Below are 18,806 nucleotides of genomic sequence, written 5' to 3'. Positions count from 1 at the left end.
ATCAAGATCCTTGGGAAACCGGCGCTGCAGCGAGCAGCCCCATACTGTTTAATGCGAACAGACGGCTGAGCGACGGGTGACGGTCAAGGCTGTTCAGACCGAGACCGCGACCGATTTGCAACAATGGATTGGCAGAACCAAACAGACTGATCAGCTGGCGTGAGAAACCAGCGGTCAGATCCTGATCGCCTTGGATGGTTTCGGCCAGTGTGGTCAGCTCTTGGAATGAGGGCAGTTGACCGGCGCCTTCATCGTGAGTGCGGTTGATCAGATCGGCAAAACGCTGCACACCGCGCAGGGCTAAGTTAAACCCCTGACCGGCCACCGGATGCAGGGTGGCCGCGGTGTTACCGAGGGCGATGAAATGGTGCCCGACCGGTTGCGACAGGGTACGTTCGATTAACGGGTACTGCTGCCAATCGCCGATGCGGCGGACCCGCCCCAGGCGTTGCCCGAACTGGGCTTCCAGTAGCGGGATGGCGTCTTCTGGTGTCGACGGCCAGGTGGACTGTGTAGCTTTCGGTGCTGTCCAGACCAGGGCGCTGAAATCGCCAAATGGCAGCAGTGCGATGGGACCCTGTTGGGTAAATCGCTCAAAGGCTTTGCCCTGATGCGGTAATGTTGTTTCGACGGTAGCAATGCGGGCGACGGCGTTAAAATCCACGGTTTGTGCCTGTAAGCCGAGCTGCTCGGTCAGTGAAGAACGGCCGCCGTCGCACAGGACCAGCAATCCCGCGTGGATCTGATGGCCATCTGCCAGTGTCAGTTCGATCCCGTCGTTGATCGGACGGGCTTTGCTGACGGATTGTCCGAAGCGCCAATCAACCGGCAGAGCCTGAGTGTGTTGCCAGAGCAGGCTGCCTAAGCTGCGATTGGCAATTACCGCGCCGTAGCGATCGAACTGTTGCTCGGCGGCGCGCATGTGGTGGTAACCTAAGTGCCCATGATCACTGACTTCGATTTCCAGAATGTCAGAAACAACGGAGTTTAACTCGGATAACCCGAGCCGCTGCAGAACATCGAGCGTTTGTCCCGAAAGCGCGGTAGCCCGATCATCGAAGCTCGGCGAGCCGGGGGCGCCACTCGAGGGTTGCGGGGCGGGATCTATCAGGGCGGTGGTTAATCCGCGGTCAAGAGCCGGTTGGAGTAAGGCGGTCAATGTCAGCCCGGCCATACCTCCACCCACAATGACCAGCTCGTACCTTTCCATAATTCAACTCAGTAACTTCTAAAGAACCGTAGATAATACCAGTCTGACGGGACCGGTACCAAGCGTGCCGACTCACCGCTTACGCTGTGAGTGTCCCGGACAATAATAAAGTGCTGTCGGAACCGCCGCGGGTTCGACGGCAGACAAACATCACAGTTGCGGAGATAAGTATGTACCCGAAAGTGAACGTCCAACGCCTGTTAATCGCTGGCATGCTGCTGTTAACGAGTGTTTTTACCCAGGCCTTTGAAGACGATGCCCTGGTGGTGTGGATTAACAATGACAAAGGTGTTGATGGTCTGCGCGAGGTGGCGCAGCGATTTACCGCCGATACCGGTATCCGCGTGATTGTACAGACGCAGGATGACTACGAGAGCGAAGATGATCCGGCGAATCGGTTTGCCCGGGTTGCTGCAACGACGGAAGGGCCTGATATTATTTTCTGGGCGCACGATCGTATCGGCAACTGGATTAACGACGGCTTGCTGCAACCGGTAACACCCTCCGTTGAAGTGTACGATCAGATTCATGAATTTGCCTGGAACGCGGTGACCGTCGGGGACGCCATATACGGTTATCCGATTGCCATGGAAGCCATCTCTCTTATTTATAATCAGGACCTGATTACCCGACCACCAAAAACCTGGGATGAGGTCATTGCACTGGATCGACAATTGCGTGCCGATGGGAAGCGGGCACTGAACTACAAATACGCCGATACCTATTTCACCTGGCCGTTTATCACCTCTGGTGGTGGTTATTCCTTCAGGAAAGCCGATCGTGTTTATCAGTTAGCGGATGTTGGGTTGGACAACCGTGGGGCCCGCAAAGGGGTATCGATGCTGAATCGTTTATATCGCGAAGGGGTCATCGAGTCTGAAGATGGTGCTGATTGGGGCGCCATGATGCAGGACTTTAAAGAGGGTAATGTGGCATTGACCATCAATGGTCCCTGGACATGGAATGAACTGAACGACTCGGATGTTAACTGGGCGTTGGGTAAGTTCCCGCAGATTGACGACAGCTCAGGTTACGGTCGGCCCTTTGTCGGGTTTCTCGCCGGTTACGTCAACAGCTTTTCACCGAACGATGTCTTGGCCAGAAAATTTCTGGAAGACTATGTGGTGGTCTACGAAGGGGTGAAAACCATCGATGGCGATCGACCCATCGGTGCAGCAGCAAACAAACAGTTGCAGGCAGAACTGGATACCAACCCGTTAATCGCACACACGTTTGCCCTGGCTGCGACGGGTGAAACCATGCCCGATATCCCGGAAATGAAACGATTCTGGAGCACCATGCAGACCAATTTACCGCTGATGGTTCAGGGTGAAAAGCCAGTGGACGCCACCTTGGATGATATTGGTGAAAAACTGCGACGTCTGGACAGCATGAAAATGTGGACTCGCAAACACTATCTGGCCGGACCGGCCGTAGGTAGCGACGGCTGAGGCGTAGAACTGTTAACGTCTCAGTCTTCCGTGTTTTCGCCTCGTTCAAGGGCCTGTCGCGTTGATTTCGGCAGGCCTTTGACCACCAAATCATAAGAATCTTCGATCCAACCGTAAATCAGCTCCGGGTCCAGATCGGACTCGAGGTTAATCGTATTCCAGTGTTTTTTGTTCATGTGATAGCCGGGCGTTACGTCACTGAAACTTTCACGAATGATCAGTGCTTCCTGTGGATCGCATTTCAGATTCATGCTGAGCGGCGGGGTAATGCCAAGTAATGCGAACATCTTACCGCCAACTTTGTACACCAGAGTCTCCGGCCCGAAAGGCGTCTGTTCTTCGCTGCCGGGCTTGGCCGAGCAGACTTCACGCCAGTGTTCGAGGGTTTTCTTTTTCGTCATTGCGTGTTTCCTTTCGCTGCATCAAGCGTTGAACGTGCGGTCTGTGTGGGTGAGCTTTCCCTTACCCCATTCAGATCACAGTGCTGTGCGTTGTTGAGTAGCATAGACTGTCCATAGATATCCGGCCTGTGTCAATCGATGGTCGAAAATCAGTCGGAGGCAGAACTGGCAAGCCCTCGTTTTTGATTTGCCTGAGGGATGACATCGCTGCCGATGACTTGCAAAGGGGCGTAAAAAAGGTTGGCCGCGTCCGGTTCTGAATGGTAAAAACGAACGTGTGACACCATGTTGTTTCGCTACATCCAATGGCACGTTAAGCCGAGAGGTTTAAGTTTCGTGCTGTACACAGGACGGATTATGAAAACCCGCACGACGCTTTTGATCTACACCCATCCTTTGCTCTATCAGGTGGTCAATGTTCAAAACCTGTTAAAGCTTCGGCATATCGCCACAACGATTCATAACGAGTTCTCCGCCGGCGGCACCGGGGATCTGTCGGCCAATGAAACCTGGGCTGAATTGTGGCTGGAAGACGAGCGGGATGCGCCGTTGGCAAAATCGATCATTGACGAAATGAATGCAGCCTCGGCCGAAGAATGGTTCTGCTCTCAGTGCGGAGAAAAAAACGGTGGGGCGTTTGAGTTTTGCTGGCAGTGTGAACAGCCGCGTTAACGGCGCAGCAATCGAATCCAGCGTCCGATGTTCAGCACACTGAACATGGCCTGAGAAACATAGGTCAGTGCGCAGGCCAGAAGAATCTTCCGAACCTCGGTCTGATCCTGCATGGAGATGTATTTACCATCACGCAAGATAGGCAGCGCGCGGTTGAAGGAGGCATCAAACTCGACCGGCAGGGTCACCAGGTGAATGAACACCGAGAGAAACATTGAGCCGATGATCACCAGCAGCAGAACCCGTGAAAACATGGCCAGCCCCGGAATGACCGACAAAACCGGAATCAGAAAAATCGCGCCACCGGCAATTTTTTCGAGAATCGCGCCGTTCTGAGCGAGGACGGTACGCGTGTTGAGTGGTTGGTAGTCTTTCTGATGCTGAAGCGCATGGCCGAACTCATGCGCAGCGGTCGCAACGGCGGTCAGGCTTTTGCCGTTCATCACCGGCTCTGTCAGACGGATGGCTTTCGCCTGAGGGTCGTAATGATCGCCGCGTTCGGTGGTTTCCAGCGTCACACCTTCAAGTTCAAAGCGCTCCAAGAGGTGAGCAGCAAGTTCACCGCCGGTGCCCGGCAGATCGTCGCGGGGTTCGCTGTACTTTTTCAATACCCGCTTCACCCAAAGTCCCGGCCCGAATATCAACCCCAGAACCAGCAGAGCAAGCAGGATAAATGGCATGGTCAGACTCCCAGTCGGCGCTCAATGGCCTGCTGTATACCCGTTGCATCCAGTCCGACCTGGCTCAGCATCCGCGCGGGCTTGGCATGGTCGATGTAGGCGTCGGGCAGGCCGAGTTGTAAGCAAGCGCAGGTCAGTTGGTTTTGATTCAGCGTCTCAGTAACCGCTGAGCCAGCACCGCCCATAATTGCGTTTTCTTCAACCGTCACAAGCAGTTCGTGTGATTGAGCCAGTTGGATCACCCGATCCTGATCCAGAGGTTTGATAAAGCGCATGTTCACCAAGGTAGCGTCCAATGCCTCGGCCACCTGACGACAGGGTTCGACCATGCTGCCAAAGGCCAGAATGGCGATACGCCGGCCTTCGCGCAGGGTTTCAGATTGACCGATCTGCAGGGCTTCCAATGTCTTCGGAATGTCCACACCCGGGCCGGTACCTCTTGGATAACGGACCGCCGCCGGCCCCGGATATTCGTATCCGGTCGTCAGCATGGCGCGACATTCGGCTTCATCTTTCGGTGCCATCACCACCATGTTGGGAATGCAGCGCAGGTAGGTGTAATCGAAACTGCCGGCATGAGTCGGACCGTCTTCGCCAACCAGTCCAGCGCGATCGATGGCGAACAGGACATCGAGATTCTGCAGTGCGATGTCGTGAATCAGCTGATCGTAGGCACGTTGTAAAAAGGTCGAGTAAATCGCCACCACCGGTTTCATGCCTTCGCAGGCCATACCGCCGGCCACGGTGACGGCATGTTGTTCGGCAATGGCCACGTCATGATAGCGTTCAGGGTAGAGAGAAGAGAACGCCACCAGATCAGAGCCTTCCCGCATGGCCGGTGTCACGCCGAGCAGGCGTTCATCGCGCGCAGCCATGTCACACAGCCACTGGCCAAAGACGTTTGAGTATTTAGGCTTTGCCGCAGCGGCACCGGCTTGCTCGCTTTGGGGTTCAATTTTAGTGATGGCGTGGTATTTAATCGGCTCATTCTCAGCGGGAATAAAGCCTTTGCCTTTCTGGGTGGCCACGTGCAAAAACTGAGGGCCAGAAAAAGTGCGGATATTCTGCAGCGTCTGTACCAGATCAATAACGTCATGGCCGTCAACCGGACCCACGTAGTTAAAGCCAAGTTCTTCAAACAAGGTGCCCGGCGCGACCATGCCTTTCATATGCTCTTCGGCTTTGCGGGCGAACTCGAGCATGGGCGGCAGGTTCTTGAGAACTTTTTTACTGTTTTCCCGCAGGTGGGAATAGGTTTTCGACGAAAACACCCGCGCAAACGCTTTATTCAGCGCACCGACGTTTTCAGAAATAGACATGTCATTATCGTTTAACACCACGAGCATGTTCGCCCCGTCATGTCCGGCATGATTCAGTGCCTCGAAAGCCATACCGGCAGTCAATGCGCCGTCACCAATCACAGCTACGGTTTGGCGGGCATTGCCTTTGCGGCGATCGGCGATGGCCATGCCGAGTGCTGCGGAAATAGACGTGCTTGAATGCCCAACGCCAAAGGTGTCGTATTCGCTTTCACCGCGGTGTGGAAAGGCATGTAAACCGCCTTCCTGACGAATGGTCGGTAGTTGTTCGCGTCGTCCGGTCAGAACTTTGTGCGGATACGCCTGATGCCCAACATCCCAAACCAGTTTGTCTTCCGGTGTGTCGTAAACGTAATGCAGCGCGATGGTGAGCTCAACTACGCCAAGCCCGGCACCAAAATGCCCTCCGGACTGGCCTACACTGAACAACAGATATTCACGCAGTTCGTCCGCTAGCTGGGGTAGCTGGTGCATTGGCAGTTGGCGAAGATCGGCGGGCGTTTCGACGGTGTCCAGCAATGGTGTGCTGGGTCTGAGCTTAGGGATGTGGTCAAAAACCTTCATTTATGTACCTGATCACGCGGGTCGGCCGATGACTGGCCAACCAATAGAGGCTGAAAACAGGCAAGTGTACCTGATACGGCCGGTAAATCAGACACCTCGGCCGAGATTTTTACCGTGTAGTCAAGGGTGTGCCGCGGAAAGGGTCTATGGTTAGATCGACTGCCTGACGTTGTTTGATGCCAGGCGTTTATCCGAAGGAGCTTTTCAGGATGAAACAACAGGGTTTTCCGGTGGTTGGTCGGCCCTTGGACATCACTTACCGATTGTATTGTGCTGATTTTGGGCAATCTGAACGGATGGAAAAAACGTAAAGACACCGTCTAATCATATTTAAACAGTCATGGAGTACTTATGGTGATCCGCTGGAAACCAGTGATCTTTCCTGTGTTAGTGGTGTTAATCGGTGTGGGTGTGGGCGGCTGGATGGTCAGTCGTCCTGCCTCAAGTTTGGCATTCGCTGAAGAAAACCTGGATGTGGACCCGTTAGCGGATGCGCCGACGGTGCAGACGCTGACACCCATCAATGATCGATATGCCCCACAACTACAACTTTACAGTCAGCTACAGAGCCGTCAGCAGGTCGTGGTCAGCAGCCCGGTGGGCGCTGACATCGAGGCCGTTTCGGTACGTGAAGGCTCGGTCGTTGAAGCCGGCGACGTGCTGGTTCAGCTGGATCCGACCGCTCTGCAGCGCCAGGTCGATCAGCTCAATGCTCGTCTGCTGGACGTGCAGGCTCGTCGAGCTTCTGAACAGACGCAGCACGAAAATAACTTGCGAGCACTCGACGTAGAAGAACAACTGGTCGCGATTGCCCAGCGTAGTGTGGATAGGATTCAAAACCTTCAAAGCCAGAATCTGACGTCTGCCGCTGAGCTGGAAAATGCCGAACGTACGCTGCAAACCCAGTTGCTGTCGTTGAACAACCGGCAAGCCGCGATTGAGCGGTTCCCGTTAACAGATCAGCAATATCAGGCACAACTCATTGAACTCAACAGTCAACTCGACACCGCTAAAGAGCAGCTTGCTGATGCAACCGTGCGCGCAGCGTTCGCTGCCGAAGTGTCTCAGGTGCAGGTTCAGGCCGGAGGGTCTGTGAGCGCCGGGGCACCACTGCTGACACTGGTGAACACCGAGCAGCAGGAACTCGTGGCCTGGGTTTCAGCGAATGCGCTTGAGTCGGTTGAGTCACTGTCTGATCTGAGTGGACAACTGCAGCTGGGTAATGGTGCGTTGCCGGTTCGGTTCAGCCACGCCGATCCCGCGGCCAGTGCCGGCAGTTTGCGACTCTATTTCGAAACCGTCTCCGGTGAACGTTCGTTGGTATTGAATCGCTACTATCGTATGTGGGTGGATTTGCCGGCAACGCAGGCGTTTGCGGTACCGGAGTCCTCTGTTTACAGCAATCGCTTTGTCTATACCGTTGCCGACAATCGTTTACAGCGGCAGTCTGTGACGGTCGTTGGTGAGCGCTATCAGGATGGGCAGCTGTGGCGTTTAGTGCAGGGCGACCTTCAGGACACCACGGTTCTGGTGACTCGCCTGCAGAACGCGGCTCAGGGACTGGCCGTGCGCACGGCGGGTGTATCTGGTTCGCTAGCGGCCGCGGAGTGACACCATGAACAGTTTAATGACGGCGTTCGCCAAACATCGGATTGCACCCAACGCCATGATGTTTGTGGTGATTTTTCTCGGGCTGGTCGGACTGGACCGGCTTAATACTCAGTTTTTACCGGATTTCGATCTGAACATTGTCCGTGTCAGTACGCCATGGGAAGGGGCCAGTGCCGAAGATGTTCAGGAAGGATTGGCCATTCCGATTGAACAGGCGATTCTTGGCTTGACCGAAGTGGATCGGGTCTCAACCACCAGTATTGAAGGTCGGGCGTCCATGACGGTGACACTGAAAGAGTCATCGCCTCCCATCGACCAGATGATCACTGAGATTGAAAAAGCCATTGCCTTGTTAAACCTGCCAGAAGGTGCTGGTGATGTTCTGGTCGAAGAGTTTGTCATCTTCGATCCGGTGGCCGATGTTTTGTTATACGGCGATTTGAGTTTGGATGAGTTGCAGCAGTTAACAGACGATGCAGAGCGCAGTCTGAAAAGTGCAGGCATCACCAAAGTTGACATAACCGGCTTGCCAACCCGCCAGCTGGAAGCCACCTTACCGGTCGAAAACTACCTCAGTCTGGATCGGGGACTGACTACTCTAGGTCAACAGATCGCTGGTCGTAACATTAACGCACCGGCGGGGATCACCGGGGAAAACGCCATTGCCTCTCAGCTTCGCATTCGAAACGAGGTGCAGACGGAAGAGCGTCTAGGGCGTCAAATTGTCACTCTAGACGATCAGGTACTCAGTCTGAACCAGATCGCCGATGTGACGATGACCCGTGATGATTCAGAAGCCCGGTTATATTACCAGGGGCAGCCCGCCGTTCGGTTATCACTCAGCCGGACCTCTGGCGAAGACACCTTGGAAATGGCCGATACGCTCGCGATCTGGCAGGACGAGTTTGAGCGCAGTCTGCCGCAGGGTGCGCGCATTCACATCTACAACGAAGCCTATGAGTTTGTTCAGTCGCGGGTGAACATCATTCTGGAGAACGGGCTTGGCGGCATGGTTTTGGTGCTGATTGTCTTGTTCCTGTTTCTGAACCATCGACTGGCCTGGTGGGTCGCGGTCGGTGTGCCGGTGTCTTTCCTGGCGACCTTTGTTTTTCTGGAACTGACCGGGAACTCGATCAACGTCATCAGTCTACTGGGTTTTCTGATTGCGCTGGGGGTCATCGTCGATGATGCCATTGTGGTCGGTGAAAATGCCTACGCCAATATGGAACATGGCGACGATCCGGAGCGCGCGGCGATCAAAGCCGCACGACGTATGTTGCCCGCCGTTGTTGCGTCCTCGATCACCACCATTGCCGCGTTTTTACCGTTGCTGTTGGTCGGAGGAAATGCCGGAGCCTTTACCAAAGGTGTGCCCATTGTTGTGATCATGGCGATTGCCGCGTCGTTGATTGAGTGTTTCATTATTTTGCCGGGACACCTGGCGCACAGTTTCAAAAAAGGCCAGGCGCAAGCACCCAGTCGTTTTCGCCGTCAGTTTGAACGCGGCTTCGATTTTATCCGTCAGCGCGTAGTCCGTCGGCTGGTCACCAAGGCCGTCAACTATCGGGCGACCACCTTTGCGTTTGTTGTCGTGGCGCTGGTGCTGGCTTTTATGTTAGTCAGTACCGGCCGGGTAAAGTTCGTCTTCTTCCCGGCCATTCAGTCGCCCGAGGTGCAACTGCGCGCTGAGTTTTCCGAAGGCACCTCGCCGGAGGTGGTGACTGGCTTTCTGAGCGATATGGAAGCAGCTTTGTTTGCCGTTGAATCTGAATCGGGTGAAGCGTTTATCGACACCGTTGTGCTGGAAACCAATACCGGTTCACCGGAAGAAGGTGGGTTGTTCGTACAGCTCAATGCCGATACCGAACGCAAACTGACCAACGCGGAAATTATTCAACGCTGGCGGTCTTCGGTGGCCGCCCCGGCGGGTTTGAAGAATCTGAACTTTGTTGAAGGCCAGCAGGGTCCTTCGAGTAATGGCGTCAGTATTCGGTTGATAAACGAAGACCTGGCTCAGTTGAAGGCGGCCACCGATTTTGTGAAGTCTGAACTGGCGGACATCACCGGGCTGATTGAGATTGAAGACGACATCCCATTAGGCGCCGAGCAACTGGATCTGACATTGACACCGGACGCTGAAGCGCTGGGGTTGACGCCAAACGATCTGGCGCGGGCGCTGCGGGAGACCGTTGATGGCTACACCGTGCAGAGCCTTCAAGTTTCGGGCGATGAACTGGACGTGCTATTGCGCATCGAGGCGGCACACACCGATGTCTGGTTTGCCCTGTCGCAGTTTCCGATCACGTTGCCTACCGGCGAGGCTCGTCCATTGTCCGCCTTGGCGGAACCGTCATCGGACCGGGCCATTCAACAGCTGAGCCGGATTGACGGTGAACTGTCTGCGGTGGTGACGGCCAAGCTCGCTGATCGGCGAGTCAACCTGACTGAAGTGAACCAGACCATCGACACCGACGTTCGGCAGGCGCTGCTCGATCAATACCCGAACATCCAGTTGGATGTCGAAGGCGATCAGGCGGCCCAGGCCGAGTTTTTCGAGGATGTCCGGATTGGCGGCATGCTTGGACTGCTGCTGATTTTCATTGCGCTGGCCTGGGTGTTTGAAAGCTGGAGTTGGCCGTTTGCCGTGATCAGTGCCATCCCTTTTGCGCTCACCGGTGCGATCGTTGGTCATTGGATTCTCGGCTTGGAGCTGAGTGTGTTGAGTATCTACGGCCTGTTTGGCCTGTCCGGGATCATCATTAACGATTCAATCGTCCTGGTGAGTTTCTACCGGCAACTGCGTGAGCAAGGAATGGGTATTGAAGAAGCGGTGATCGAAGCCAGTGTTCAGCGTTTTCGCGCGGTGTTACTGACGACACTGACAACGGTGGGCGGCCTGACGCCATTGTTGATGGAAACCTCGTTTGATGCGCAGTTCCTGATCCCGCTGGGTGCCGGAATCGCCTTCGGACTGATGTACGGCATCGTGCTGATCCTGTTGTTCGTGCCGGCCATGCTGGTCAGCATCGAACGGTTTAACCTGTTGATTGGTCGTCGCAGAACGTCGTCACCGGCGGCGGTGGCTTCGGAAGCGTAACGAGAGGGATGGCACCCTCCGTTGCGCCATTGCGATGTGATAAACTCCGGTTCGATGACTTCACTACTCGATGACCAGCGATTTTACCGAACCGGACGCGACCACCGCGGTGGCTGGTTGGTCACCTTTGCCGATGTGCATCGTCACTTTGGCTTTAAATCGCTGAAGGTTGGCCGCTGGGTCACCGCAGCGGAAAAGGAAGCCACGGCGCAGTGGTTTTTCGATGCCTTATCGGATCTTCAGGACATACTCAACGCACCGGTCGTTTTGTTGTCATTACGTCAGAGTTTGTCTTTGGCGTATGGCACGGGTGGGCAGTATGGCGTCATGGCCCACTATGAACCGGCCACCCGAACCTTTGCCCTGGCAAAAAATGCCGGTCCTGGTGCCATCGCGCATGAATGGTTTCATGCTTTCGATCACTACATCGCTGATCACCTGTTGCAAGCCCCCCGAGCGGGCATTTTTGCCTCCGACGGGTATTGGCAGGGTGCGAATCTGAAACCGCACCCGTTGAACGCACAGCTGGCGAATTGTTTTGATGTGGTGTTTTATGCTGACGATCAGGCGACGCCAACGGATTATGTCACCCGCAGTCTGGCGGTTGATCAGGCACAGAGTCAGACCTATTACAGTTTGCCCTACGAACTGATGGCCCGGGCCTTCGAGGCGTTTGTGCAAGATGCCACAGTGAAAAACAATTTTCTTGCCAGTGGCACCAAACGTTCGGCCGATGCCAAGCGGGGGCTGTATCCGCAAGGGACGCACCGGCAAACCATCAATCGCGCCTTTGCCCAATACTTCGGTTCGCTGGGTGCGGTGTTACGGCGGCAACACCCTGATACCTGAGAACTGTTCTGTGTTTGTGGCGATCAGACCGTTTCCAGATTTTTTACGTGCGCTTTCAGCTTCTTGGTGGCCCAATCGTAATGGCTGGACAGCGCTGAGATACAGTAACTGCCCAATGTCGTGGTGCCGGTCCAGTCGAACACGTTCTTCTCAAAGAGTTGCCGGTTAGAAAAGGTGTTGACCGTGCGCATGACGGAATCATGACTGCGCAGGAGCATTTCTTTGGCATCGCCCAGCGATGTTTTCTGGTGCTTTTTCCAAAGCTCAATGTTCATATCGCCATAGGTTTTCCAGTTGTACGGTGCAGGCAAAAACGGGGCGGGTTCTCCAGAGGTGTTGCTGTTAATCCAGTTCAGCAGAAGCTGATGCCATTCGTAGAGATGAATCAGAACGTCCCGCAGGTTTTTGTCACGTTGCCAGTGAGCTTCTTTTTTCTTCGGATCGTCTGTGAAGTCGAACCGGGTATCTAAAGCGGCCTCAGGAAGGGTGTCGATGATTTGCCATAATCGATCAAATTGCGTATTGGCGGCGGAAATCAGGTCGGTCTTGTTGGTGGGTCGTCCCATGTCGGCGGCTCCTGTTGTGATGAAAATCGAATAACAGGGGAATGGACAGCACGTCGGTTGTCTCCGGGTGAAGTTCCGGCCAACCGGGTTTCTCACTCCTTGTGATCATTTCATAGTGGGTGGGTCATTTGGGGCTGTAAATGACCCAGATCATCTGAGTCGGCAGTACCTGTCGCCGGAGGCGCGAGTTTCAGGTGGCACGTCGACCGGCGATTACCAACCCGATACCACCGAGAATGAGGGCTGACGCCAGAACAAACCCCAACGTGATCGGTTCTGAAGCAAACAGGATTCCACCGACGGCCGCCAGCAGTGGTACTGACAACTGTAAGACGCCGGCCAGTGTCATGGTCAGGTGTCGCAGTACCTGGTACCAAAGCACATAACCGAGACCGGACGTCAGTGCGCCGCTGGCAACGGCCATCCACACCCCGTACGTATCCCACTGTAATGTGTTCAGAAACGGAACCGCCAGCAACAGCGTCATTGGTAGGGTGCGAATAAAGTTCCAGGCCGTGTCACCGATGGCATCCGACGACTGCCGGCCGAGCAATGTATAGACTCCCCAGCTGATGCCTGCGCCAGCCATCAGCAGAAATCCGGATTGAGACGGTGACTGCGCGCCTGGCAGCATCAGATAAGCCAGGCCGGCAAACGCGAGCAACGTACCGGCGATTTCCAGCGCAGTCAGTCGTTGTCCTTTCAGCAGCCCGGCCAGGATCATGGTGAGTTGTACAAAGCCAAACAGAATGAGTGCCCCGGTACCGGTGTCCAGGCTGACGTAGGCAAACGAAAATCCGGCGGCATACAGAAACAGGGCGGCGGCGGAAACCCAGCGCCCTTTGGTATTGCCAGGCTGCGTGCTGCGCAGCCAAAGCAGGGTTGACAGACAGAGCGCGCCGGCAAGTAAACGAATGATGGTAAAGGACGCCGGGTCGAGATCACTGCCTGCCAGCGCCAGTCGTGCAAACACGGAGTTACCCGCCAAAGCGATCAACGCCAGCAGGGTAATCAGGATAAGTTTCAGCACTTATCGATCCCGGAAACCGCGATACTCATTCACAAAGAGCGAACGTCCCTGCTCTTGAAACCAGTCCAGTGTCCACAGTTCATCGGACAGTTGCGCGATGTTTTCGGGTCGGAGCACATAGGCTTCAGCGGTTTGAAGTTGGCCTTGCTGGTCGATCACGGTGACGATTTGTCGGTCATACAGGGGACCTTCAAAATGATCCAGTCGTTTCAGTGCATCGAGGCTGACATCCGTGTACAGCAGACCTTCAACCGTTTCTGAGGCATCCGGTGTGATGGCCGGATAGGGTTCGTCAACAACGCGGCGTCGGCGAAACGCAGACAGAGTCGCCGGAGTGCTTTGGAACCGGGCCTGGCAGACATCAGCCATGATTTGTGCATCCATAAGGGTGCCGTAAGTAAAAACATGGGTCATCGTGGACTCCGTCATTTCCAGGTTCGGGTTTTGTTCAACGCTTCTTTTGACAGGAACGCCTGCTCAAGGTTCACATCGCATCGATTGGCAATGGAGCAAAGAAAAATCAGCACGTCGGCCAGCTCACCGTCAATATCACCGATCGTCGAGTTCGGATCGGTTTTCAGGCCTTGCTGTTTGCGAATGGCTTTAAACAGTTCACCCACTTCCTCACCGAGCATCAAACATTTGTCGAGCACACCCTGATCCTCAAAGCCGCGTTCCGCTTCCAGCTCTCGGACATAGTGCTGCAGGGCGTTCAGGTCGGCAGGGCGTGTCAGTTCAGGCATTAATGATCCCGTTCAATGATGTAGTCGGCCAGTTGCCAGAGCATTGAATCGTGGCCCAGCTTTAGCGCCGTCAGTTCGTTTTTTGCGCAGTCAATCTGGCGGAGTGCCTCACTGCGGGCGCCGTCAACGCCCAACAGTTTCACGTAAGTGGACTTTTCAGCCGCCAGGTCGCTGCCTTGGGGTTTGCCGAGCTTTTCGGTTGTACCGGTGACATCCAGGATGTCATCGGCAATCTGAAAGGCCAGACCGATGGCATCGCCATATCGGGCCAGACGGGCGAGTATCTCAACATCGACTGAGTCGTGGCACAGGGCACCTAGCTGCAGTGATGCCGAAATCAGCGCGCCGGTTTTCAACCGGTGCAGATCGGACAGTTCATTGAGCGTCAGCGTTTTCTGTTCCGAAGCCAGATCGATCATCTGTCCTCCGACCATGCCGCGCGCGCCAGCGCTTTGGGCCAGAAGCCGGACCATATCGCGGATCTGTCTTGGGCTGAGCGCTTCGGCTCCGGCGATCAGCGCAAAGGCTTCACTTTGCAGGGCATCCCCGGCGAGAATGGCGGTGGCTTCACTGAACTGCCGGTGACAAGTGGGTTTGCCTCGTCTCAGGTCATCGTCGTCCATCGCCGGGAGGTCGTCGTGAACGAGGCTGTAGACGTGTATCATTTCCAGCGCCTGAGCCGGAATCAGCCAGAGCCCGTCCGGCGCTCTGACCAGGTCACTGGCGGCCCGTACCAGGGAGGGCCGCAGTCGTTTGCCACCATTCAACAGTGAATAATGAATGGCCGACGTCAGCTCGTCGCTGACGCCCTGCTGAAAGCTTTGTGTCAGCGCCGACTCCAGTGACGATTTGGTTTCGGTAAGAAAGGTCTCCAGCGTCATTCCTGATCCGCGTTGGTGTTCAGTGGCTGCAGTGACTCTTCCCCGTTTTTAGCCATCAGAACCTGGACTTTCTGTTCGGCGGTGCTGAGTGACTCCTGGCATTCGCGGGTCAGTCGAATGCCTTGTTCAAAAGCTTTCATGGCGTCGTCCAGACTGAGGTCGCCTGACTCGAGTTGGCCGACAATGGCCTCCAGCTGAGCGAGGTTATCTTCAAAGGATGGAGCGTCTTTGGTTGACATGATGGTTCCTGATTCGCGCATTTCAGAGGCAGGATAATACCTGCTTTGCTAAAGCAAAGTAATGATTTGGAAATTTCCGGTCAATTTAATCTGACGATGGCCGATAGTTTGAGTTGAGAAGAAATTTTGTGTCCGCTTGTTTCCGCGAAGGCTGCAGGATAAGTCGGACAAACATGGTTAAACTGCTAGACTTTTCTGGCGGAACAGTATTTTAGCGAGGTATCCGGTGGATATTGCAACCATTGTCGGAATCATCGGTGCAGTGGGGATGATCATCATGTCGATGCTGCTCGGGGGCAGTCTGGGCATTTTTATCAACATTCCTTCGATATTGATTGTGTTTGGCGGCAGTACCTTCGTCGCGCTGTCAAAGTTTACCCTTGAGCAGTTTCTCGGCGTTGGCAAGATTGTTGGTAAGGCCTTTTCGTTTTCAATGGTGAAACCGGAAGATCTGATCACAGAAATTGTTGAACTGGCCGACGGCGCACGTAAGGGCGGTTTGCTGTCATTGGAAGGTAAAGAGACCAGCAGTGATTTTCTGAGCAAAGGCATTCAGCTGCTGGTGGATGGCCACGATCCCGATGTGGTGAAAGCCTTGCTGAACAAAGACATGCGCATGACCAGCGACCGTCACCGTGACGGTAAATCGTTTTTTGATGCGCTGGGCGAAGTGGCACCGGCGATGGGTATGATCGGGACCCTGATTGGTCTGGTGGGCATGCTGGCGAACATGGACGACCCGAAAACCATTGGTCCGGCCATGGCGGTCGCACTGTTGACGACGCTCTACGGATCCTTCCTGGCGACGGTCATCGCCATACCGATTGGCGATAAACTGAACAACCGCGCCAAGCAGGAAGAAATGGTGCAGAAAATGTGTATTGACGGTCTGCTCGCCATTCAAGCCGGACAAAATCCGCGCATCATCGAATCCATGCTGAAAAGCTATCTGCCATCTAACCTGCGCGAAGGCGCTTAAGGTCACCCTGAGAGAGCTGTATGGACGAAGAAGAACTCGACTGTCCCGAATGCGAGCCCGGGCTACCGGCCTGGATGGCCACCTTTTCCGATTTAATGGCACTGTTGATGTGCTTTTTCGTGTTGTTGCTGTCGTTTTCGGAGATGGACGCGCTGAAGTTCAAGCGATTGGCCGGTTCCTTGCGCAATGCTTTTGGTGTCCAAGCCGAAATCAACGCCAATGACGTGCCTAAGGGCACCAGCATCATCGCGAAAGAATTCAGTCCCGGTCGCCCTGAACCGACGCCTCTGAATGTGGTGCGTCAGGACACGGTCGCGGACCTGAAGGATTCTCTGGAAATCCTCTGTCAGGACACCTTCACTATGCAGGAAGAAGCGCAAGGCGATCAGGGGCAAATGACCCGGCAGGTCATTATTTCCGATGAAGCCATGCAAGAACTGGAAGATGAGGCGGCCCGCATTGCTCAGGCGTTGTCCGATGAAATTGCCGAGGGCATGCTGCAGATCGAAACCGTGAATGAAACCATCATTATCCGGGTGAAAGAGCAGAGTTTTACCGGGGGCAGCGATTATGTCGCCGATGAGTTTCTGCCGGTATTGGACAAGGTTCGGGAGTTGCTGGTGACAACCCCGGGTGATATCTGGGTTGAAGGACATACCGATAACGTGCCGATTGCAACATCCCAGTTCCGCAACAACTGGTTGCTCAGCGCCGCGCGTGCGCTGTCGGTTGCCGAGTATCTGTTCATTGCTCCTGAGATGGCTGAAGAGCGTTTCACGATCGTTGGGCACGGGTCCACTAAACCTATTGCGTCAAACGAAACGCCAGAGGGGCGTGCTCAAAACCGACGGGTTGAAATCATCATTAAGAAGCCGAATCCGGATTACGTGACGCCGCCTGATGAAATTGACGAGGAACCCGAAACCGTCGACCCAGGCGATCCGAGCTTGTTTGGTCTGGACCCGGAAGAGATTTTCTGACGCTGGTCGGGCGCGCGGCAGGCTGAGGAGTTGGCTGTTTTAAATTATCGACGATTGTTCAAAATAATCATTGTTCATGGCGAAGTGTGTTTTTATACTTCGCCATAAAGATGATATTGAGCAATTACATGAACGTCGGAAAGCGCCTACAAGAAGTGCGTAAAAAAGCAGGCATATCGCAGCGGGAGCTGGCCAAACGGGTGGGGGTGACCAACTCCACCATATCCATGATCGAAAAGAACAACGTCAGCCCCAGTGTCAGTTCACTGCAGAAAGTCTTATCAGGCATGTCGATGACGTTGCTGGAGTTTTTCGAAGCCGAAGACAACGACATCTATGTCCCTCAAATCAATTACACCGATGACGATTTTCAGGATGTCTCGTCATCACAGGTGCGTCGCCGTCTGCTTGGTCAGTATTTTCCGAATCGAAAACTGGAATTTGTGAGCGAAACTTTTCCTCCGGGTGCTGAACGCCGCATTCGATTGGGCGTTGAGTCAGGTGATAAGGCTGGCATGGTCATCAGCGGTCAGTTGGTGTTGATTCTGGGCGAGCGCACCGTTGTGCTCGAGCCGGGCAATGGCTTTTACTTTGAGTCCTCCGATGTTCACTTTTTCCGTAACGAGGGTGACACATCGGCTCAGTTAATCGTTGTTCGTGCGCTGGGCAGTTAGATAACAGGTCCTAATGAGTGAACTGATAAATGCGGAAACAGGCTGTATCTTCTAATGTTGTCAGGGCATTTAAACGGGCATCCACGGCCGCTGAACGTCGATGAGCATGCGGTGTCATGCCCAACAGATCCTCAACGGCCTGAGCATCGGGTAATCGAAGCGGAACTTCCAGGCGTGTCTGTTGTGTCAGGGTAAAGCGCTGGTCCAGATAACTCAGATGTTTACTGGTATCGTAGGGTCGAACCTGATCGTAAATGATGTTCCGCAGCGCCTGCAGATGATCATTGTCCGGCGCTACCAGAAAAACCTGGCCACCAGGCTTCAATACCTGATCGAACGGATCACTGTCGACACGTGAAAAAACACTGACGATGGCATCAAACGCATCGGCCTGATAAGGCGGGTGCGTGCTGGATGCGACACACCAGTCGATTTTTTTGTACTGGCTGGCCGCCTGAATGGCGGGTTTGGAAATGTCCAGCCCAAACACTCTGGCCTCAGGCATCGCATCGGCAAGGTGCGTGGTGTAGTAACCTTCACCACAGCCGGCGTCCCAAATGGTGGGCTGTTCAGGCAACTGGTTCCGGCACAGTTCCGTCAGATGATCAGCCAGTGCAGCATAATGGCCCTGTTGCAGAAAGCGGCGACGGCTCTCAACCATGGCCATATCGTCACCCGGTGACCGGCTCTTCTTGCGGTGGGCCAGAAGCAGATTCACGTATCCTTTGCGATGACGATCAAAGCTGTGTCCGGTTGGACAGATCAGTTGTTTGTGTTCCTGGGATAGTGGTGCATCGCAAACGGGGCAAGCGTAGAGAGTGTGGGTCATGTTGCAATAAGTGGCCGGAGTGGAGACATCA

General features: G+C 54.6%; 19 protein-coding genes. 8 read left to right on the top strand and 11 right to left on the bottom strand.

Going from position 1 to position 18,806, the window contains the following annotated elements; all coding sequences use genetic code 11:
- Position 1: 1 nt before the first annotated feature.
- Positions 2–1,210, bottom strand: a complete 1,209-nt coding sequence (locus tag MED297_RS18800; RefSeq protein ID WP_040557626.1) for an FAD-dependent monooxygenase — start codon at positions 1,208–1,210, stop codon at positions 2–4.
- Positions 1,211–1,380: 170 nt separating this feature from the next.
- Between MED297_RS18800 and malE the strand changes: the two genes are divergently transcribed.
- On the top strand, positions 1,381–2,661 hold the full coding sequence (malE, locus tag MED297_RS18795) for a maltose/maltodextrin ABC transporter substrate-binding protein MalE (RefSeq protein WP_008047775.1): 1,281 nt from the start codon (positions 1,381–1,383) through the stop codon (positions 2,659–2,661).
- Positions 2,662–2,681: 20 nt separating this feature from the next.
- Here the strand turns inward: malE and MED297_RS18790 are convergent, their stop codons facing one another.
- Positions 2,682–3,062, bottom strand: coding sequence for an MmcQ/YjbR family DNA-binding protein (locus tag MED297_RS18790; RefSeq protein WP_008047773.1), 381 nt, complete (start codon positions 3,060–3,062; stop codon positions 2,682–2,684).
- Between the two features lie 357 nt (positions 3,063–3,419).
- Here MED297_RS18790 and MED297_RS18785 point away from each other — a divergent pair, with 357 nt between their 5' ends.
- Positions 3,420–3,734 carry a hypothetical protein gene (locus MED297_RS18785; protein ID WP_040557625.1) on the top strand — a complete coding sequence of 105 codons (315 nt, stop codon included), beginning with the start codon at positions 3,420–3,422 and terminating at the stop codon, positions 3,732–3,734.
- Here the strand turns inward: MED297_RS18785 and MED297_RS18780 are convergent.
- Both MED297_RS18780 and dxs read right to left on the bottom strand, forming a co-directional pair.
- Entirely contained in the window at positions 3,731–4,414 is a 684-nt protein-coding gene (locus tag MED297_RS18780; protein WP_008047766.1) for a zinc metallopeptidase, read from the bottom strand. The genes MED297_RS18785 and MED297_RS18780 overlap by 4 nt on opposite strands.
- 2 nt (positions 4,415–4,416) lie before the next feature.
- Positions 4,417–6,297, bottom strand: a complete 1,881-nt coding sequence (gene dxs / locus MED297_RS18775) for a 1-deoxy-D-xylulose-5-phosphate synthase (protein ID WP_008047764.1) — start codon at positions 6,295–6,297, stop codon at positions 4,417–4,419.
- A gap of 351 nt (positions 6,298–6,648) precedes the next feature.
- On the opposite strand from dxs, the gene MED297_RS18770 reads away from it, so the two are divergent.
- From MED297_RS18770 to MED297_RS18760, 3 genes are read left to right on the top strand one after another with little or no spacing between them, the layout of a single operon-like run.
- Positions 6,649–7,908: an efflux RND transporter periplasmic adaptor subunit gene (locus MED297_RS18770; protein ID WP_008047762.1), complete on the top strand. Its 1,260-nt coding sequence runs from the start codon at positions 6,649–6,651 to the stop codon at positions 7,906–7,908.
- 4 nt (positions 7,909–7,912) lie between these two features.
- Positions 7,913–11,005 (top strand): efflux RND transporter permease subunit, encoded by a 3,093-nt coding sequence (locus MED297_RS18765; protein WP_040557624.1) that lies wholly within the window; start codon positions 7,913–7,915, stop codon positions 11,003–11,005.
- A gap of 54 nt (positions 11,006–11,059) precedes the next feature.
- Complete coding sequence (locus MED297_RS18760; RefSeq protein ID WP_008047759.1) at positions 11,060–11,854, top strand: CLCA_X family protein; 795 nt, start codon at positions 11,060–11,062, stop codon at positions 11,852–11,854.
- A 23-nt stretch (positions 11,855–11,877) separates the two neighbouring features.
- Here MED297_RS18760 and MED297_RS18755 read toward each other — a convergent pair whose 3' ends face one another.
- The 6 genes from MED297_RS18755 to MED297_RS18730 form a co-directional block, all read right to left on the bottom strand.
- Complete coding sequence (locus tag MED297_RS18755) at positions 11,878–12,420, bottom strand: ClbS/DfsB family four-helix bundle protein (RefSeq protein ID WP_008047757.1); 543 nt, start codon at positions 12,418–12,420, stop codon at positions 11,878–11,880.
- Positions 12,421–12,610: 190 nt separating this feature from the next.
- Positions 12,611–13,450 (bottom strand): DMT family transporter, encoded by an 840-nt coding sequence (locus MED297_RS18750; RefSeq protein WP_008047755.1) that lies wholly within the window; start codon positions 13,448–13,450, stop codon positions 12,611–12,613.
- Positions 13,451–13,864 carry a gamma-glutamylcyclotransferase family protein gene (locus MED297_RS18745; protein ID WP_040557691.1) on the bottom strand — a complete coding sequence of 138 codons (414 nt, stop codon included), beginning with the start codon at positions 13,862–13,864 and terminating at the stop codon, positions 13,451–13,453. It abuts the gene before it with no gap.
- 11 nt (positions 13,865–13,875) lie between these two features.
- Positions 13,876–14,193: a MazG nucleotide pyrophosphohydrolase domain-containing protein gene (locus MED297_RS18740; RefSeq protein ID WP_008047752.1), complete on the bottom strand. Its 318-nt coding sequence runs from the start codon at positions 14,191–14,193 to the stop codon at positions 13,876–13,878.
- Positions 14,193–15,074 (bottom strand): polyprenyl synthetase family protein, encoded by an 882-nt coding sequence (locus MED297_RS18735; protein WP_008047751.1) that lies wholly within the window; start codon positions 15,072–15,074, stop codon positions 14,193–14,195. Before MED297_RS18735 ends, MED297_RS18740 begins: the two co-directional genes overlap by 1 nt.
- Positions 15,071–15,313, bottom strand: a complete 243-nt coding sequence (locus tag MED297_RS18730; RefSeq protein WP_040557623.1) for an exodeoxyribonuclease VII small subunit — start codon at positions 15,311–15,313, stop codon at positions 15,071–15,073. Before MED297_RS18730 ends, MED297_RS18735 begins: the two co-directional genes overlap by 4 nt.
- Positions 15,314–15,539: 226 nt before the next feature.
- Between MED297_RS18730 and pomA the strand changes: the two genes are divergently transcribed.
- The 3 genes from pomA (at position 15,540) to MED297_RS18715 (ending at position 17,946) form a co-directional block, all read left to right on the top strand.
- Positions 15,540–16,292, top strand: a complete 753-nt coding sequence (gene pomA / locus MED297_RS18725; RefSeq protein WP_008047749.1) for a flagellar motor protein PomA — start codon at positions 15,540–15,542, stop codon at positions 16,290–16,292.
- Positions 16,293–16,312: 20 nt separating this feature from the next.
- The gene (locus MED297_RS18720) at positions 16,313–17,272 is read left to right on the top strand and encodes a flagellar motor protein MotB (protein WP_008047748.1); all 960 of its coding nucleotides are present in this window, start codon (positions 16,313–16,315) and stop codon (positions 17,270–17,272) included.
- Positions 17,273–17,400: 128 nt separating this feature from the next.
- The gene (locus MED297_RS18715) at positions 17,401–17,946 is read left to right on the top strand and encodes a helix-turn-helix domain-containing protein (RefSeq protein ID WP_008047747.1); all 546 of its coding nucleotides are present in this window, start codon (positions 17,401–17,403) and stop codon (positions 17,944–17,946) included.
- A gap of 10 nt (positions 17,947–17,956) precedes the next feature.
- On the opposite strand, the gene MED297_RS18710 is transcribed toward MED297_RS18715, so the two are convergent.
- Positions 17,957–18,775, bottom strand: a complete 819-nt coding sequence (locus MED297_RS18710; protein WP_040557622.1) for a putative RNA methyltransferase — start codon at positions 18,773–18,775, stop codon at positions 17,957–17,959.
- Positions 18,776–18,806: the final 31 nt, after the last annotated feature.

Origin of the sequence: Reinekea blandensis MED297 (assembly GCF_000153185.1) — a bacterium.
GTDB classification, from domain to species: Bacteria; Pseudomonadota; Gammaproteobacteria; order Pseudomonadales; family Natronospirillaceae; genus Reinekea; species Reinekea blandensis.
Note: the sequence above shows the minus strand (reverse complement) of the source record. Positions and strands in the feature narration are given on the sequence as shown.

Bases quoted from the DNA above. Each gene is read 5' to 3' on its own strand.
- MED297_RS18715 (WP_008047747.1), top strand. From the start codon at position 17,401: ATGAACGTCGGAAAGCGCCTACAAGAAGTGCGTAAAAAAGCAGGCATA.
- MED297_RS18780 (WP_008047766.1), bottom strand. From the start codon at position 4,414: ATGCCATTTATCCTGCTTGCTCTGCTGGTTCTGGGGTTGATATTCGGG.
- MED297_RS18755 (WP_008047757.1), bottom strand. From the start codon at position 12,420: ATGGGACGACCCACCAACAAGACCGACCTGATTTCCGCCGCCAATACG.
- MED297_RS18765 (WP_040557624.1), top strand. From the start codon at position 7,913: ATGAACAGTTTAATGACGGCGTTCGCCAAACATCGGATTGCACCCAAC.
- malE (WP_008047775.1), top strand. From the start codon at position 1,381: ATGTACCCGAAAGTGAACGTCCAACGCCTGTTAATCGCTGGCATGCTG.
- MED297_RS18735 (WP_008047751.1), bottom strand. From the start codon at position 15,074: ATGACGCTGGAGACCTTTCTTACCGAAACCAAATCGTCACTGGAGTCG.
- dxs (WP_008047764.1), bottom strand. From the start codon at position 6,297: ATGAAGGTTTTTGACCACATCCCTAAGCTCAGACCCAGCACACCATTG.
- MED297_RS18760 (WP_008047759.1), top strand. From the start codon at position 11,060: ATGACTTCACTACTCGATGACCAGCGATTTTACCGAACCGGACGCGAC.
- MED297_RS18745 (WP_040557691.1), bottom strand. From the start codon at position 13,864: ATGACCCATGTTTTTACTTACGGCACCCTTATGGATGCACAAATCATG.
- MED297_RS18720 (WP_008047748.1), top strand. From the start codon at position 16,313: ATGGACGAAGAAGAACTCGACTGTCCCGAATGCGAGCCCGGGCTACCG.
- MED297_RS18710 (WP_040557622.1), bottom strand. From the start codon at position 18,775: ATGACCCACACTCTCTACGCTTGCCCCGTTTGCGATGCACCACTATCC.
- MED297_RS18800 (WP_040557626.1), bottom strand. From the start codon at position 1,210: ATGGAAAGGTACGAGCTGGTCATTGTGGGTGGAGGTATGGCCGGGCTG.
- MED297_RS18740 (WP_008047752.1), bottom strand. From the start codon at position 14,193: ATGCCTGAACTGACACGCCCTGCCGACCTGAACGCCCTGCAGCACTAT.
- MED297_RS18790 (WP_008047773.1), bottom strand. From the start codon at position 3,062: ATGACGAAAAAGAAAACCCTCGAACACTGGCGTGAAGTCTGCTCGGCC.
- MED297_RS18770 (WP_008047762.1), top strand. From the start codon at position 6,649: ATGGTGATCCGCTGGAAACCAGTGATCTTTCCTGTGTTAGTGGTGTTA.
- MED297_RS18730 (WP_040557623.1), bottom strand. From the start codon at position 15,313: ATGTCAACCAAAGACGCTCCATCCTTTGAAGATAACCTCGCTCAGCTG.
- MED297_RS18785 (WP_040557625.1), top strand. From the start codon at position 3,420: ATGAAAACCCGCACGACGCTTTTGATCTACACCCATCCTTTGCTCTAT.